The sequence below is a fragment of the Patulibacter ginsengiterrae genome, assembly GCF_056269115.1.
Genome location: NZ_JBWDOG010000001.1, coordinates 691058 through 706561 on the forward strand (window position 1 = coordinate 691058; position 15504 = coordinate 706561).

Below are 15504 nucleotides of genomic sequence, written 5' to 3' on the forward strand. Positions count from 1 at the left end.
CCGCGAGGCGACCCGAGGACGGTGATCCCGGCTCAGCGGGCGATCACCGGGCGCCAACCTGCCGCGTCGACCTCGACCTCGTCGAACCGGCGCGGGGCGCCCTTGTCGGCCAGGCTGCCGTCGTTCGGCTTGCGGCGTCCCGACTGGTACTGGGGGATCCACGGGTCGCCGCGGTAGCCCTGGTTGGCCTGGGCGTGCAGCGTCCAGTACGGGTCGTAGAGGTGCGGACGGCCGATCGCGCAGAGGTCGGCGCGGCCGGCGAGGATCGCGGTGTTGACGTCCTCGGCGCTCGAGATCGCCCCGACCGCGATCGTGGGGATCCCGACCTCGTGGCGGATCCGGTCCGCGAACGGGGTCTGGTAGCTGCGCCCGTACTCCGGCCGCTGCTCGGCCCAGACCTGGCCGGTCGACACGTGCACGATATCGACGTCGTGCTGCTGCAGCAGCTCCGCCAGCGCGACCGCGTCGTCGCCGTCGAAGCCGCCCGGCGCCCAGTCGGTGGCCGAGATCCGGACCGACAGCGGCTTCTCCGCCGGCCAGGCTGCGCGGCAGGCGTCGAGCACCTCCAGCGGGAAGCGGGCTCGCGCAGCGAGGTCGCCGCCGTACTCGTCGGTCCGCCGGTTGGTCAGCGGCGAGAGGAACGACGACAGCAGGTAGCCGTGGGCGAAGTGGACCTCGAGCAGGTCGAAGCCGGCCGCGATCGCACGCCGGGTGGCCGCGACGAACTGCTCGCGGATCTCGTCCATCTCCGCCCGGTCGATCTCGGCCGGGACCTGGTTGCCCTCCGCCCAGGCCAGCGGCGACGGCGCCACGATCCGCCAGTTGTCCTCGTCGAGCGGCGCGTCGGAGCCCTCCCAGGCGAGCTTGGTCGAGCCCTTGCGGCCGCTGTGGCCGAGCTGGACGCCGATCCGCGCGCGGCCGTGGCCGTGCACGAAGTCGACGATCCGCCGCCAGCCGTCGACATGCTCGTCGCGGTAGAGGCCGGCGCAGCCCGGGGTGATCCGCCCCTCGGCGGAGACGCAGACCATCTCGCTCATCACGAGTCCGGCACCGCCGATCCCGCGGCTGCCGAGGTGCACGAGGTGGAAGTCCCCGACCGTCCCGTCGACCGCCGAGTACATGTCCATCGGCGCGACCACGACCCGGTTCTCCAGCTCGAGGTCGCGCAGCTTGTAGGGCAGGAACATCGGCGGCGTCGTGCCGTCCGTGGCCGCCCTCGCGTCGCGCCCGACGAACTCGTCGTCGACCGTCGCCGTGAACGAGGCGTCGCGCAGCTGGAGGTTGTCGTAGGTGATCCGGCGGCTGCGGGTCAGCAGGTTGAAGGCGAACTGGCGCGGCGGCTGGCCGACGTAGCGGCTGATGTCCTCGAACCACTCGAGGCTCGCCTGGGCCGCCCGTTGGGTGCTCTCGACGACCGGGCGCCGCTCGGCCTCGTAGGCGGAGAGGGTCGCCTCGATGTCGTCGGCGCCGTGGTCGTGGATCGCCCACGCCAGCGAGATCGCGTCCTCCATCGCCAGCTTCGTGCCGGAGCCGATCGAGAAGTGCGCGGTGTGCGCGGCGTCGCCGAGCAGGACGACGTTGCCGTCGTTCCAGCGGGCGTTGGAGACCGTCGTGAACTCGAGCCACTTCGAGTTGTTGGCGAACAGCTGGTGGTCGCCGAGGATCGGGGCGAACAGCTCGCGGCAGCGCTGGACGCTGGCCTCGTCGCTCGTCCCCGGCGGCAGCGCGACGTCCGCCGACGCCGCGAAGCCGGCCCGCCGCCAGGTCTCCTCGTCGGTCTCGACGATGAAGGTGCTCTGGCCGCCGTCGAACGGGTAGCCGTGGATCTGGAGAACCCCGAACTCGGTCTCGACGATGTGGAAGGTGAAGGCGTCGAAGACCAGGTCGGTGCCGAGCCACATGTACTTGCAGCGGCGCGGATCGAGGCCGGTCCCGAAGGTCTCGGCGGCGCCGGCGCGGATCTGGCTGTTGACCCCGTCGGCCGCGATCACCAGGTCGTAGGCCTCACGCAGCTCCGCGACCGGCGGGTGCAGGGTCGAGAACTCGACCGTCGCCCCCAGCTCCAGCGCCCGCTCCTGGAGCAGCCGCAGCAGCGTCTTGCGGCTGAGCGCGGAGAAGCCGTGGCCGCCGGAGCGGAGGTGCTCGCCGCGGTAGTGGACGTCGATATCGGACCAGTGGACGAACTGCTCGACGATCCGGTCGAAGCTCGGCCCGTCCGAGACCTGGAACGCGGTCATCGTCTCGTCGCTGAAGACGACGCCGAAGCCGAAGGTGTCGTCGGGCGCGTTGCGCTCCCAGACGTGGACGTCGTGGCCGAGCTTGCGCAGCAGGATCGCCGCGTAGAGCCCGCCCGGTCCGCCACCGCAGATCGCGATCCTCATCGCTGTCCCTCCTCGTCCGGCGCGAACAGTCCGCGCGCGATGATCTCCCGCTGGATCTCCGAGGCGCCCTCGTAGATCCGCGGCGCCCGCACCTCCCGGTACAGGTGCTCGAGCCGGTGGCCGCGCTGGAGCCCGCGGGCCCCGAGCGTCTGGATCGCCGCGTCGACCGCCTCCTGGGCGGTCTCGGTCGCAACCAGCTTCGCCATCGCCGCCGCCTGGGTCACCGGCCGCACGCCCTGGTCGTAGGCCTTCGCCGCGTGGTGGACCAGCAGGCGTGCGCCCTGGACCCGCGCGGCGATGTCGGCGTGGCGGTGCGAGACCGCCTGGAACTCGCGCAGCGGCTTGCCGAAGACCTGCCGCTCGCGGGCGTAGCTCACGGCCTCGTCGAGCGCCGCCCGCGCCATCCCGATCGCGAACGCGCCGACGCTCGGCCGGAACAGGTCGAGCGTCCGCATCGCGACCGCGAAGCCGCGGTCGACCTCGCCGAGCACGTGCTCGCGCGGGACGAAGACGTCCTCGAAGACCAGCCGGCCGACCGGGTGCGGGGCGACCAGCTCGAGCGACTCGCCGCGCAGGCCGGGGCTGTCCCCGGGCACCACGAAGGCCGTCAGGCCGCGGGCTCCGGCGCCCTCGGTGGTGCGGGCGAAGACCGAGTAGACGCCCGCGTCGGGCGCGTTCGAGATCCAGATCTTCTCGCCGCTGAGGCGGAAGCCGTCGCCGTCGGGCTCCGCCTTCAGGCTGAGTGCGGCGACGTCGGTTCCGGCATCGGGCTCGCTGAGCGCGAAGCCGGCCGCGTACTCGCCGGCGGCGAGGCCGGGCACGAACCGCTCGATCGCCTCCGGGGTCCCCGACTGCAGCAGCGGGAACGAGCCGAGGCCCTGGACGGCGAAGGCGGTCTCCGCCTCGCTGCTGCCGCGGGCGAGGCCCTCGCGGATCAGGCAGAGGTCGAGCGCGGAGACCGCGCCGCGCCAGCCGCCGTCGTCGTTCTGCGCGTAGAGCCGGCCGAACAGGCCGCTGGCGGCGATCGCCCGCAGCAGCTCGGGGTTGACGCGGCCCTCGGGGCCGGCATCGGCGACCGGGCCGAGCTGCTCCCGGGCGAGCCGGTGGCAGTCGGCCAGCAGCGCGCGCTGGTCGTCGCTCAGGTGCGCGTCGAGGATCGGCAGGTCGACGCTCATGCCCGCTCCTCCGCCGGCACGACGGCGACCGCCATCAGCTCGATCCGCGCGGCGTCGTCGAACAGCCGGGTCACGCCGAAGAGGCCGGTCGCCGGGTAGTGGCGGCCGAAGTGGCGCTTCCAGGCCTTCCCCAGGGCCGGCAGCTGGGCCCGGTAGTCGGCGACATCGGTGACGAAGATCTGCATCGAGACCAGATCCTCCGGGCGTCCACCGGCGGCGGCCAGCGCGGCGATCACGTTGGCGGCGGCGACGTCGAACTGCTCGACCATCGTCACCCCGACGATCTCGTTCTCGCGGTTCAGCGCGGTCTGGCCGCCGAGGTAGACGGTTCGGCCGGGGCCGGCGACGACGGCGTGGGCGTAGCCGACCGGAGCCGACAGCTCGGGGGCGACGACGATCTCGTTCGGCATCTCAGCGTCCCTTCCATTCGGGCTTGCGCTTCTCGGTCCAGGCGTCGTAGAACTCGTGGTGGTCGTCGGACCGCATCAGCAGCGCCTGGGCCTGGGCCTCGAGCTCGATCGCCCCGGCCAGGTCGGTGTCCTGCTCGCGCACCAGCAGGCTCTTGGTGACGCCGAAGGCGTGGGCCGGGCCGTCGGCCAGCCGGCGGGCGAGCGCGGTCGTCCGCTCCCCCAGCTGGTCGTCCTCGACGACCTCGGTCGCGAGCCCGATCTCGTAGGCCCGCTGGGCGCCGATCCGGTCGCCGAGCGTCAGCAGCTCGGTCGCCCGGCCGAGGCCGATCAGCCGCGGCAGCAGGTAGGCGGCGCCCATGTCGGCGCCGGCCAGGCCGACCCGGGTGAAGAGGAACGCGAAGCTCGCCGAGCTGCCGAGGATCCGGAAGTCGCTGGCCAGCGCGAGCACGGTGCCCGCGCCGGCGGCGACGCCGTGGATCGAGGCGATCACCGGGATCGGCAGCTCGCGGAGGCCGCGGACCGCCGCTCCGGTCATCCGGGTGAAGGCCAGCAGCTCGGTCGAGGAGAACTTCCGCAGCTCGCCGATGATCTCCTCGACGTCGCCCCCGGAGCAGAAGCCGCGGCCCTCTCCCCGCAGCACCAGCACCCGTACGTCACCGCGCCGCGGCAGCTCGGCCGCGAGCTCGCGGAGGTCGGCGTAGGCCTCGAAGGTCAGCGCGTTGAGCTTGTCGGGGCGGTTGAGCGTGACCGTGGCCACGCCGTCCTCGACGGTCAGGTCGAAGTGCTGCCAACGCTCGGTCAGCGGCACCGATCCGCGAAAGGGAATCGTGGTCATGAGGTCGTTGCTCCTCCATCGAGGGTCAGGGTCTGTCCGTTGATCGCGGTCGCCGCGGGCGACGCCAGGTAGGCCACCGCCGCGGCGACCTCGTCGACGTCGAGCAGGCGTCCCAGCGGGCTGCTGTCGCTCAGGGCCCGGCGCGCGGTGTCGGCGTCGCGGCCGGTAACGGCGACGATCCCGGCGACCGAACGGTCGGTCATCGGGGTGTCGACGAAGGTCGGGCAGACCGCGTTGGCGGTCGCGCCGGTGCCGGCCAGCTCGGCCGCCGCCACCCGCATCAGCCCGACGGCGGCGTGCTTCGACGCCGTGTAGGCGGCGGTGTAGGGCGCGCCGACGCGGCCGGCGGTCGAGGCGACCGTCACGATCGCCCCGCTGCCGCGACGGCGGACCCCGTCGATCACGGCCCGGGTGCAGAGGAACGGCCCGGTCGCGTTGACGTCGAGCTGCCGCTGCCAGCCGGCGAGCGTGGTCCGGGCGACCGGGGCGCTCTCGGCGATTCCGGCGTTGTTGACGAGCACGTCGGGGGTCGCGTCGAGCGCAGCGAACGCCTCCCCCACGGCGGCCTCGTCGGTCACGTCGCAGACCCGCGTCGTCAGGCCGGCGGGGCCGTCGAGCGCGTACGCCAGGCCTTCGAGCGGGGCCGCGGTCCGGCCGAGCGCGACGACCCGGTCGCCGGCCGCGAGGAACCGCTCGACGCAGGCCCGGCCGACGCCGCCGGCCGCGCCGGTGACGACCACGAGCCGGGTCATCGGGGGTCTTCCGGAGAGCTCATCGAGAACAATCTACACATCACCTCGCAGCTGTGTCATGTTTTATGCCGATGGCGGATTCCTGGATCATCGATGCCGTTCGCACGCCGATCGGCCGCTACGGCGGTGCGCTCGCGCCCGTCCGCCCCGACGACCTCGCGGCGACCGCGCTGCGGGCCCTCGTCGAGCGCACCGGCGTCGACCCGACGACGATCGACGACGTCCTGCTCGGGTGCACCAACGGCGCCGGCGAGGACAACCGCAACGTCGCCCGGATGGCCGCGCTGCTGGCCGGCCTCCCGCACGAGACCCCCGGCGCCACGATCAACCGCCTCTGCGGCTCGGGGATGGAGGCCGTGATCGGCGCCAGCCGCGCCGCCCGCTGCGGCGACGCCGACGTCCTGATCGCCGGCGGCGTCGAGTCGATGACGCGGGCGCCGCTGGCCGGCCTCAAGCCCGACCGCGCGTTCGCCCGCGGCCCGCTCGAGCTGGTCGACACCGCGATCGGCTGGCGCTTCGTCAACCCGCGGATGGCCTCGGTCGCCTCGCTCGAGTCGATGGGCGAGACCGCCGAGAACGTCGCCGAGCGCCACGCCGTCTCCCGCGAGGACCAGGACCGCTTCGCGCTCCGTTCGCACGAGCAGGCCGTGGCCGCGTGGGACGCGGGCCGCTGGGCCGACGAGGTCGTCCCCGTCACGGTCCCGGGCCGACGTGGCGCGACGACCGTCGTCGACCGCGACGAGGGACCGCGCGCCGACACCGACGGCGAGCGCCTCGCCCGCCTGAAGCCCGCCTTCCGCGAGGGCGGCACGGTGACCGCCGGGAACTCGTCGACGCTCAACGACGGCGCCTCCGCGCTGCTGATCGCCTCGACCCCCGCGGTCGTGCGCTGCGGCTGGTCGCCGCTGGCCCGGATCGCCGGCGTCGGCGTCGCCGGGGTCGACCCCGCCTACATGGGGATCGGACCGGTCCCCGCGACCCGGCGGGCGCTCGAGCGCGCGGGGATCACCATCGACGACCTCGGCCTGGTCGAGCTCAACGAGGCGTTCGCCGCCCAGTCGCTCGCCTGCATCCGCGAGCTGGGGCTCGACGAGGACCGCGTCAACCGCAACGGCGGGGCGATCGCGCTCGGGCACCCGCTCGGCAGCTCCGGCGCGCGGATCGTCGGCTCGCTCGCCCACGCGATGCGGCGGGAGGACGTCCGCTGGGGGCTGGCGACGCTCTGCATCGGCGTCGGTCAGGGGCTGGCCGTGGTGCTCGAGAACACGCAGGCCACGGGGTCGGCAGGAGAACGGAGTCGCCGGCCGGCGACGGAAGGCGATCAGGGACGATGAACGTGTTGGAGACCAGCGGCCATACCGACGACTTCGTCCGCGGAGCGCTGCCGCCGACCTCGGCCTGGCCGACGTTCACCCGCAGCCTCCCCGAGCTCGACTACCCGGCCCGCCTCAACGCGGCGGTGGCGCTGCTCGACGAGACGGCGGCCCGCGGCCCCGAGCGCCCCTGCGTGCACGCCCCCGACGGCGTCTGGAGCTACCGGTACCTGGTCGAGCGCTCGAACCGGATCGCCGCGGTCCTCCGCGACGACCTCGGGCTGATCCCGGGCAACCGGGTGCTGCTGCGCGCGCCCAACAGCGCCGAGCAGATCGCCTGCTGGTTCGCCGTGCTCAAGGCCGGCGGGATCGTCGTCGCGACGATGCCGATGCTGCGGGCCCCCGAGCTGGTCAAGGTGATCGAGAAGGCCCGGATCACGCACGCGCTGACCGACGCCCGGCTCGTGGAGGAGCTCGAGGTCGCCCGCGAGACCCAGCCCGACCTCGCCCACGTGCTCAGCTTCGGTCCCGGCGGCGAGCTGGAGCAGCGGATCGCCGACAAGCCCGTCACGTTCGCCGCCGTCGACACCGCCGCCGACGATCCGGCGTTGATCGCGTTCACCTCCGGGACCACCGGCCAGCCGAAGGGCTGCGTGCACGACCACCGCGACCTGCTCGCCGTCTGCGACAGCTTCGCGCGCCAGATCATCGATCCCCAGCCCGACGACGTCTTCACCGGGACTCCGCCGATCGCGTTCACCTTCGGGCTCGGCGGCCTGGTCCTGTTCCCGCTCCGCTTCGGAGCCTCGACGGTGCCGATCGAGCGGCCCGGTCCGCGGGCGCTGCTCGACGCGATCCGCGAGCACGGGATCACCACCGTCTTCACCGCCCCGACCGCCTACCGCTCGCTGCTGCGGGAGGCCGAGGACGCCGACCTCGCCTCGCTCCGGACCTGCGTCGCTGCCGGCGAGCCGCTTGCGCTCGCGACCTCCGACGCCTGGTTCGAGCGGACCGGGCGCCGGCTGGTCGACGGGATCGGCGCGACCGAGATGCTCCACATCTTCATCTCCTCGCCGCAGGACGAGATCCGCCCCGGGGCGACCGGCCGGCCGGTCCCCGGCTACGAGGCGATGGTCGTCGACGACGCGATGCGGCCGCTGCCGGCGGGCCACGTCGGCCGGCTCGCGGTCCGCGGTCCGACCGGCTGCCGCTACCTCGACGATCCGCGCCAGGCCGAGTACGTGATCGACGGCTGGAACGTGACCGGCGACGCCTACCTGGTCGACGAGGACGGCTACTTCTGGTTCCAGGCCCGCGGCGACGACATGATCGTCTCCTCCGGGTACAACATCTCCGGGCCCGAGGTCGAGACCGCGCTGCTCGCCCACCCCACCGTCGCCGAGTGCGCCGTCGTCGCCTCGCCCGACCCCGAGCGCGGCCACGTGCCCAAGGCGTTCGTCGTGCTCGCCCCCGGGACCGTCGGCGACGACCAGCTCGTACGGACGCTGCAGGACCACGTCAAGGCCGTGATCGCGCCGTACAAGTACCCACGCCGGATCGCCTTCGTCGAGGAGCTGCCGCGGACCGCGACCGGCAAGGTCCAGCGCTTCCGGCTGCGCGAGCAGGAGCGCGACGGGGTCGCCGCCGGATGAGCCCGCGCCCCGGCTTCCCCCTCCACCACCCCCGAACGAGGACCGCATGACCGCTCCGGAGACCACCACGATCGCCGTCTTCGGCGGCGGCACGATGGGCGCCGGGATCGCGCTGCTCGGGGCCCTCCAGGGTCTCGACGTGGTCCTGGTCGAGGCCCAGGAGGAGGCCGCCGAGGCCGCGGGACGCCGCCTCGACGACGAGCTCGCCCGGCGGGTCGCCCGCGGCCGGACCACGACCGACGACGCGATCGCCGTCCGCCGCCGCGTCGCCGTCACCACCGACGTCGCCCGGATCGCTCCCGCGACGGTCGTGATCGAGGCCGTGCCGGAGATCCTCGCCGTCAAGCAGGCGGTGCTCGAGACGGCCGCCGCCGCGGCCCCGCGCGCGGCGCTGGCCTCGAACACCTCGTCGATCCCGATCGCCGAGATCGCCGCCGGGCTCCGCGATCCGGCCCGGGTCGTCGGCCTCCACTTCTTCAACCCGCCGGTCGAGATGCAGCTGGTCGAGCTGATCGTGCCCGACGGCGTCGATCCCGCCGTCGCCACGGCCGTCCGCGGCGTCGCGACCGCGCTCGGCCGGACCGTGATCGACGCCGCCGACGCCCCCGGCTTCGTGGTCAACCGCTGCGCCCGTCCCTTCTACCTCGAGGCGCTGCGGGTGCTCGGCGAGGGCGACGTCGGCGCCGCCCAGATCGACGACGCCTGCGTCGCCGCCGGCTTCCCGCTCGGCCCGCTGGCCCTGATCGACGTGATCGGCCTCGACGTCAGCCTCGCGGTCTCGACATCGATCTGGGAGCGCGGCGACCGCGAGCCCCGCTGGGCCCCGAGCCCGATCCAGCGGCGGCTGGTCGCCGAGGGCCGGCTCGGGCGCAAGACCCGCCACGGCTTCTACGCCTATCCCCGCCCGGACACGGCGCCGCGCCGCAGCGACGATCCGGCCGGCGCCGCCGAGGCCGCGGCGGTCCGGATGGTGACGGCGATCGACGCGCTGCTCGCCGACCCCGGGGCGATCGCCACGCCCGACGCGGCGCTGGCCCGGATCGTCGCCCAGCTCGTCAACGAGGCCGCCTTCGCCGTGGCCGACGGGGTCGCCGACGCGGTCACGATCGACCGCGCGATGACGGTCGGCCTGCGCCATCCGGTCGGTCCTTCGCGGTGGCGGAGCTGGCTCGGCGAGGAGCGGATCGTGGCCCTGCTCGAACGGCTCGGGGAACGCGACGACGACCCCGTCTACCGGACGGCCCCGGGCCTGTCGTACCGTACGCCCGATCGCGCCACGGTCGACGCGTGACCGGCCCCCGGCGGCGGCCGGCTCGGCAGCCGACCGCCACCGCCGAAAATATTCGGCACACCAGCGTGATGCTTTGTAGATTGATGAGGTTCGAATCGTGGTCGGGACAGGAAGCTGCATGAGTGAGGCGAACGCCCCGTCCGGGGCCCACGACGAGGCGCGGAACCCCGACGCCGCGACCGGCGAGCGGTCGGTGGCGACCGTCGTCGGCACGCTGCTCGCCGAGCTCGGGGTCGACACCGTCTTCGGCCTGATGGGCAGCGGCAACATGGTCGTCACCAACGCGCTCTGCGCCGCCGGGGCGACCTTCCACGCTGCCCGCCACGAGGGCGGCGCGCTCAGCATGGCCGACGGCTGGGCCCGCGTCACCGGCCGGGTCGGCGTGGTCAGCGTCCACCAGGGACCGGGGCTGACCAACACCCTGACCGGCCTCGGCGAGGCGGCCAAGAGCCGGACCCCGCTGCTCGTGCTCTCCGGCGAGACCCCCGCCGCCGCCCTGCGCTCGAACTTCCGGATCGACCAGCACAGCCTGGTCGAGTCGGTCGGCGCCTGCGCCGAGCGGATCCACGGCGTCGAGACCGCCGCCGAGGACGCCGCCCGCGCCCTCCGCCGGGCCGAGGTCGAGCGCCGCCCGGTCGTCCTGATGCTCCCGATCGACACCCAGACGGAGCCCGTCCCCGCCCGCTTCGTCCCGCACGCACCGCAGCCGATCCCGCTGCCGGACGCCCCGGCTCCCGCGGCGTCCGCTGTCGCCGCGGCGGCCCGGATCCTCGCCTCCGCCGAGCGGCCCGCGATCATCGCCGGCCGCGGTGCCGTGCTCGCCGACGCCCGCGACGCGCTCGAGGCGCTCGGGGCCCGGACCGGAGCGCTGCTCGCGACCACCGCCGTCGCCCACGGGCTCTTCACCGGCCTACCGTTCTCGGTCGGGATCTCCGGCGGCTTCTCCTCTCCCCTGGCCGCCGAGCTGCTGCCCCAGGCCGACGTCGTCATCGCCTTCGGGGCCGGGCTCAACCACTGGACGACCCGCCACGGCGGCCTGATCGGTCCCGACACCCGGGTGATCCAGGTCGACCTCGAGGCCGACGCGATCGGCGCCCACCGCGCGGTCGCGCTCGGCGTGGTCGGCGACGTCCACGAGGCCGCCCGCGCGATCGCCGCCGAGCTCGACCGGAGCCACGGCGAGCGGGCCGGCGCCGGCTGGCGGACCGACGCGATCGCCGGCCGGATCGCCGCCGAGCACTGGCGCGAGCTGCCCTACGAGGACCAGGCCAGCGAGCGCTGGATCGACCCGCGGACCCTCAGCCTCGCGCTCCACGAGCTGCTCCCCGCCGAGCGGACCGTGGCCGTCGACTCGGGCCACTTCCTCGGCTACCCGTCGATGTACCTCGACGTCCCCGACGCCCGCTCGTGGGTCTTCCCCAACGCCTTCCAGGCCGTCGGGCTCGGCCTCTCGTGCGCGATCGGGGCCGCGGTCGCGCGACCGGACCGGATCACCGTCGCCGCGCTCGGCGACGGCGGCACCTTCCTCGCCCTGCCCGAGCTGGAGACCGCCGCCCGGCTCGGCCTGCGGCTGCTCGTCGTGATCTACGACGACGCCGCCTACGGGGCCGAGGTCCACCACTTCCGGACGCTCGGCGAGGACGTCTCGCTCGCCTGCTTCCCGGACGTCGACCTCGCCGCGATCGCGCGGGCCTCGGGGACGACCGCGCTGACCGTCCGCTCGGTCGCCGACCTCGCCCCGGTGACCGACTGGGTCCGCGACGGCAGCGGCCCGCTGGTGGTCGACGCGAAGGTCGACCCGAACGTCTGCGCCGCCTGGCTCGAAGAGGCGTTCAAGGCCGGCTAGGCGCCCGACGCCCACCCGTTTCCCGGGACGATCGGCCGTCGGGCCCGATCGTCCCGCACCACGCTCCACCCGTCCGATTCCACCAACCGAAGCGAGTACGACGATGTCGACCCCCACGAGCCTGACCCAGCTGATCGCCGACCTCGGCAGCGGCGCGGTCGAGGTCGTCGACCTCACCCAGCCCCTCAGCGAGCGGACCCCCGTCCTGGTCCTGCCCCCGCCGTTCGCCAACACGCCGCACCTCTCGCGCAAGCGGATCAGCCGCTACGACGACGCCGGTCCCGCCTGGGCCTGGGACGTGCTGGAGCTCGGCGAGCACACCGGCACCCACTTCGACGCCCCGATCCACTGGATCAGTGGCAAGGACGGCGAGGACGTCGCCTCCGTGCCCGGCTCGCGGCTGACCGGCCCCGCGATCGTGATCGACAAGTCGGCCGAGGTCGCCGCCGATCCCGGCTACCTGCTGACCGTCGCCGACCTCGAGGCGTTCGAAGCCGAGCACGGCACGATCCCCAACGGGGCCTGGGTCCTGCTGCGGACCGGCTGGGACGCGCGCGCCGACGACGAGGCCGCGTTCCTCAACGCCGGTCCCGAAGGGCCGGTCACCCCCGGTCCGGACGCCGCCGCCGCGCGCTGGCTGGCCGAGCACCCCGGGGTCGTCGGCTTCGGCGTCGAGACCGTCGGCACCGACGCCGGTGCCGCCGGCGGCTTCGATCCGCCGTTCCCGGCCCACGCCTTCCTGCTCGGGGCGGGTCGCTACGGCGTCACCCAGCTGGCCAACCTCGCCGCGCTGCCGCCGACCGGCGCGGTGATCGTCGTCGCCCCGCTGAAGCTCGTCGACGGCACCGGCAGCCCGGCGCGCGTGCTGGCCTTCGTGCCGCGGGGCTGAGGAGGAGCGCGCGGCGGGCGGGGCGGGGAGGGCGGGCGCGGGCCGGGGCGGCGCGGTGCGGCGCGGTGCGGTGCGGTGCGGGCCGAAACGAGCAGGGCGGCGGGAGGCCAGGCGCGGGCCGCGGCAGCGCCTCGCCCCCGGCCGGCGGCGAGGCGGGGTCATTTCGCCCCGGCCCCCGAAGCCCGGGGTCATCTCGCCCCGCCAGGCGACGCATCCTGACCCCGCTCCGAGAGACCGACGCATCCTGACCCAACCCCACCCGCCGTACCCCACGGTGGGGTCATTTCGCCCCGGCCCCCGAAGCCCGGGGTCATTTCGCCCCGCCAGGCGACGCATTCTGACCCCGCTCCGGGAGACCGACGCTTCCTGACCCAACCCCACCCGCCGTATCCCGCGGTGGGGTCACTTCGCCCCGCCCTACGACGGCGTGTCCGCCGCTGCGGCCGCCCCCGCCCCACGACGGCGTGCGCTCGACCCCGGCATTGCGGCCGCGCCCGGGCGTGTCCGCCACTGCGGCCGCCCCGCCCTACGACGGCGTGTGCTCGACCTCGAGCACGACCTGGACCGCCGCCAGCGCCCGCGCGATCACGCAGGTCTTGCGGGTGTGCTGGGCCAGGTCCTCGAGCCGCGCGGTCGTGATCTCCGGCACGCTGGCGGTCGTCTTCAGCTCGATCGACTGGACGGCGATCCCCTGCGAGGAGACGCCGAGCTTGACGTCGGCGCGGGTCTCGATCCGCTGGGGGTCGAAGCCCGCAGCGGTCAGCTGCTGCGCCAGCGACATCGAGAAGCAGCCGGCCAGGGCCATCCCGATCCCCTGCTCGGGGCTGGTCATCCCGGCCGGCGCACCGTCCGCGTCGACGCGGCTCTCACGGTTGAAGCGGGCGACGGCCGAGGCGGTCGTCCACATCCGGCCCTCGCCCTCGCGCTCGGTCCCCTCCCACACGGCCATCGCCTCGTGCGAGGCGACTCGGGCCGGCTCGGGCGCGCCGTCCAGCAACTCCCCCGGGGCGACCCCGTGGGCCTCCGCCAACCGCAGCAGCGCGGCCAGCGACGGCGAGCGCTCGCCCTCCTCGACCCGGTACAGGTACGCCTCGGAGAAGCCCGTCATCGCGGCCACGTCGGAGAGCCGGAGACCCCGCTTCACGCGCAGCTCCTTCAGCCGCTCGCTGAGGCCCCCGAGGGTCTTGTCGATCAGCGAGCTGCTGACGCGTTGCGTGGCCATCGTCCCAGCCTAGATGATCGTTTCCGCGGTCTCGCGAGCCGGCTAGCGGCGGGCCGCGACCAGCCGACCGAGCTCGTCGAGGAAGCCGTCGACCTCGTCACGCGTGTTGTAGTGGGCGAAGCCGAGCCGGACCGCCTCCTCCGGGTAGTCCAGCCGATCGACCAGGCCGAGCGAGTAGTAGTGGTCGTGGTGCCAGACGCCGTAGCCGCGCTCGGCCATCGTCGTGGCGACCTCGCGCGCGGACACGCCCGCGACGTTGAGCAGGAAGGTCGGGACCCGCCCGGCCATCGTCTGCGCGCCGTAGACCGTGACCTGCTCCGGGAGCCCCGCCAGCAGCCGCTCGCCGAGCTCGTGCTCGTGGGCAGCGGCCGCCGTCAGCGCGCCGGTCTCCGCCAGGTAGCGCTCGCTGGCGATCAGGCCGGCCAGCAGCTCGAACGGCGGGGTCCCGGTCTCGAACCGCCGGGCACACGGCTCGGTCGCGCCCGGACGGGTCTTGTACGGGCGCCAGCTCTCGGCGACGGAGCGGCGGACGTAGGCCAGGCCGAGGTGCGGGCCGCAGAACTTGTACGGCGAGCAGACCATCACGTCGGCCCCGATCGCCTCGGCCTGGAGCGGCGCGTGGGCCGCGTAGTGGACCGCGTCGACCCAGGCGATCGCCCCGGCATCGTGGGCCAGGCGACAGACGGCCGCCGCGTCGACGACCGTGCCGACGGCGTTCGACGCCCACGGGAACGCGACGATCCGGGTCCGCTCGCTGAGCTTGCCGCGGAGGTCGTCGAGGTCGAGCGTGAGCGAGCCCGGGTGGACGTCGACGGTCCGGACGACGACGTCGCGGTCGGCCGCCAGCTCGAGCCAGGGGGCGACGTTGGCGTCGTGGTCGAGGCGGGTGACGAGGATCTCGTCGCCGGCGCGGAGGTCGCGACCGGCGGCCCGCGAGAGCGCGAAGTTGAGCGTCGTCATGTTGGTCCCGAACGAGACCTCGCCGGCCGGAGCGCCGAGCAGGCGGCCGGCGGCGGCGCGGGCCTCGTCGAGGATCGCCGCGACCCGGTCGCCGGTGGCGTACGGGGCCCCGAGGTTGCCGCTCGCGTCGCGGAGCGCCGCGGCCATCGCCTCGCCGACCTCGTCGGGGACCTGCGAGCCGCCGGGCGCGTCGAGGAAGCTGAATCCGCGATCGAGCGACGAGAAGCGGCGGCGCACGGCCGTCACGTCGAAGTCGACCGTGCCGACCCCACCGGTCGGGCCGGCGCCGCCGGCGCTCACGCCGTGGCCTCGGCCAGCTCGGCCACGAGCACGATCTCCTCGACGCCGGCGAGCGCGCGGGAGACGGGGCACGTGTCCTTGGCCTCCTGCGCCAGCTTGGCGAAGGTCGCGGCGTCGATGCCGTCGACCTGGCCGACCGTCCGCAGCTCGATCCAGGTGATCGTGAAGCCGGTCTCCTTCTGCTCCATCCGGACCTTGGCCGTCGTGTTCAGCTCGACCGGCGGGTGGCCGGCCTCGCTCAGCAGGTTCGACAGCGACATCGTGAAGCAGCCGGCGTGCGCGGCCCCGATCAGTTCCTCGGGGTTGGACTGCGGCACGTCCTCGACCCGCGAGCGCAGCGAGTATGGCCCCTCGAAGGTGCCGCTGCCGAGGCTCAGACGACCTTCGCCCTCCTCGACCGAGCCCTTCCAGACCGCGCCCGCCTTACGTGTGATCTTGATTCCCATGTGGTCCCCGTGATCCTGGTTTCGTCGCTTGC

General features: G+C 74.2%; 13 protein-coding genes. 5 read left to right on the forward strand and 8 right to left on the reverse strand.

Translation table 11 applies throughout. The features are described from left to right. Positions 1-32: 32 nt before the first annotated feature. The 5 genes from ACVUH9_RS02995 to ACVUH9_RS03015 are packed head-to-tail and all read right to left on the reverse strand — an operon-like array spanning position 33 to position 5553. Positions 33-2381 carry a bifunctional salicylyl-CoA 5-hydroxylase/oxidoreductase gene (locus tag ACVUH9_RS02995; protein WP_475753798.1) on the reverse strand — a complete coding sequence of 783 codons (2349 nt, stop codon included), beginning with the start codon at positions 2379-2381 and terminating at the stop codon, positions 33-35. Next, positions 2378-3556, reverse strand: coding sequence for an acyl-CoA dehydrogenase family protein (locus ACVUH9_RS03000; RefSeq protein ID WP_475753800.1), 1179 nt, complete (start codon positions 3554-3556; stop codon positions 2378-2380). The genes ACVUH9_RS02995 and ACVUH9_RS03000 overlap by 4 nt, the downstream gene beginning before the upstream one ends. Then, positions 3553-3966: a RidA family protein gene (locus tag ACVUH9_RS03005; protein ID WP_475753802.1), complete on the reverse strand. Its 414-nt coding sequence runs from the start codon at positions 3964-3966 to the stop codon at positions 3553-3555. Before ACVUH9_RS03005 ends, ACVUH9_RS03000 begins: the two co-directional genes overlap by 4 nt. 1 nt (position 3967) lies before the next feature. Continuing rightward, positions 3968-4801 (reverse strand): enoyl-CoA hydratase family protein, encoded by an 834-nt coding sequence (locus tag ACVUH9_RS03010; protein ID WP_475753804.1) that lies wholly within the window; start codon positions 4799-4801, stop codon positions 3968-3970. After that, positions 4798-5553, reverse strand: a complete 756-nt coding sequence (locus ACVUH9_RS03015; RefSeq protein WP_475753806.1) for an SDR family NAD(P)-dependent oxidoreductase — start codon at positions 5551-5553, stop codon at positions 4798-4800. The genes ACVUH9_RS03010 and ACVUH9_RS03015 overlap by 4 nt, the downstream gene beginning before the upstream one ends. A 71-nt stretch (positions 5554-5624) precedes the next feature. Between ACVUH9_RS03015 and ACVUH9_RS03020 the strand changes: the two genes are divergently transcribed. From ACVUH9_RS03020 to ACVUH9_RS03040, 5 genes are all read left to right on the forward strand, one after another. Further along, positions 5625-6887: a thiolase family protein gene (locus ACVUH9_RS03020; RefSeq protein WP_475753808.1), complete on the forward strand. Its 1263-nt coding sequence runs from the start codon at positions 5625-5627 to the stop codon at positions 6885-6887. Next, positions 6884-8518 (forward strand): AMP-binding protein, encoded by a 1635-nt coding sequence (locus ACVUH9_RS03025; protein WP_475753810.1) that lies wholly within the window; start codon positions 6884-6886, stop codon positions 8516-8518. Before ACVUH9_RS03020 ends, ACVUH9_RS03025 begins: the two co-directional genes overlap by 4 nt. A gap of 46 nt (positions 8519-8564) precedes the next feature. Continuing rightward, complete coding sequence (locus ACVUH9_RS03030; protein WP_475753812.1) at positions 8565-9809, forward strand: 3-hydroxyacyl-CoA dehydrogenase; 1245 nt, start codon at positions 8565-8567, stop codon at positions 9807-9809. A 118-nt stretch (positions 9810-9927) separates the two neighbouring features. Beyond that, positions 9928-11655: a thiamine pyrophosphate-binding protein gene (locus tag ACVUH9_RS03035; RefSeq protein WP_475753814.1), complete on the forward strand. Its 1728-nt coding sequence runs from the start codon at positions 9928-9930 to the stop codon at positions 11653-11655. Between the two features lie 103 nt (positions 11656-11758). After that, the gene (locus tag ACVUH9_RS03040) at positions 11759-12544 is read left to right on the forward strand and encodes a cyclase family protein (protein WP_475753816.1); all 786 of its coding nucleotides are present in this window, start codon (positions 11759-11761) and stop codon (positions 12542-12544) included. 526 nt (positions 12545-13070) lie between these two features. Here ACVUH9_RS03040 and ACVUH9_RS03045 read toward each other — a convergent pair. From ACVUH9_RS03045 to ACVUH9_RS03055, 3 genes are read right to left on the reverse strand one after another with little or no spacing between them, the layout of a single operon-like run. Then, positions 13071-13766 (reverse strand): OsmC family peroxiredoxin, encoded by a 696-nt coding sequence (locus tag ACVUH9_RS03045; RefSeq protein WP_475753818.1) that lies wholly within the window; start codon positions 13764-13766, stop codon positions 13071-13073. Between the two features lie 42 nt (positions 13767-13808). Next, complete coding sequence (locus tag ACVUH9_RS03050) at positions 13809-15026, reverse strand: cysteine desulfurase-like protein (RefSeq protein ID WP_475753820.1); 1218 nt, start codon at positions 15024-15026, stop codon at positions 13809-13811. Continuing rightward, positions 15023-15472: an OsmC family peroxiredoxin gene (locus tag ACVUH9_RS03055; RefSeq protein WP_475753821.1), complete on the reverse strand. Its 450-nt coding sequence runs from the start codon at positions 15470-15472 to the stop codon at positions 15023-15025. Before ACVUH9_RS03055 ends, ACVUH9_RS03050 begins: the two co-directional genes overlap by 4 nt. Positions 15473-15504: the final 32 nt, after the last annotated feature.

Excerpts from the sequence above, each read along its gene's own strand:
- ACVUH9_RS02995 (WP_475753798.1), bottom strand. The coding sequence starts at position 2,381 with ATGAGGATCGCGATCTGCGGTGGCGGACCGGGCGGGCTCTACGCGGCG.
- ACVUH9_RS03000 (WP_475753800.1), bottom strand. The coding sequence starts at position 3,556 with ATGAGCGTCGACCTGCCGATCCTCGACGCGCACCTGAGCGACGACCAG.
- ACVUH9_RS03005 (WP_475753802.1), bottom strand. The coding sequence starts at position 3,966 with ATGCCGAACGAGATCGTCGTCGCCCCCGAGCTGTCGGCTCCGGTCGGC.
- ACVUH9_RS03010 (WP_475753804.1), bottom strand. The coding sequence starts at position 4,801 with ATGACCACGATTCCCTTTCGCGGATCGGTGCCGCTGACCGAGCGTTGG.
- ACVUH9_RS03015 (WP_475753806.1), bottom strand. The coding sequence starts at position 5,553 with ATGACCCGGCTCGTGGTCGTCACCGGCGCGGCCGGCGGCGTCGGCCGG.
- ACVUH9_RS03020 (WP_475753808.1), top strand. The coding sequence starts at position 5,625 with ATGGCGGATTCCTGGATCATCGATGCCGTTCGCACGCCGATCGGCCGC.
- ACVUH9_RS03025 (WP_475753810.1), top strand. The coding sequence starts at position 6,884 with ATGAACGTGTTGGAGACCAGCGGCCATACCGACGACTTCGTCCGCGGA.
- ACVUH9_RS03030 (WP_475753812.1), top strand. The coding sequence starts at position 8,565 with ATGACCGCTCCGGAGACCACCACGATCGCCGTCTTCGGCGGCGGCACG.
- ACVUH9_RS03035 (WP_475753814.1), top strand. The coding sequence starts at position 9,928 with ATGAGTGAGGCGAACGCCCCGTCCGGGGCCCACGACGAGGCGCGGAAC.
- ACVUH9_RS03040 (WP_475753816.1), top strand. The coding sequence starts at position 11,759 with ATGTCGACCCCCACGAGCCTGACCCAGCTGATCGCCGACCTCGGCAGC.
- ACVUH9_RS03045 (WP_475753818.1), bottom strand. The coding sequence starts at position 13,766 with ATGGCCACGCAACGCGTCAGCAGCTCGCTGATCGACAAGACCCTCGGG.
- ACVUH9_RS03055 (WP_475753821.1), bottom strand. The coding sequence starts at position 15,472 with ATGGGAATCAAGATCACACGTAAGGCGGGCGCGGTCTGGAAGGGCTCG.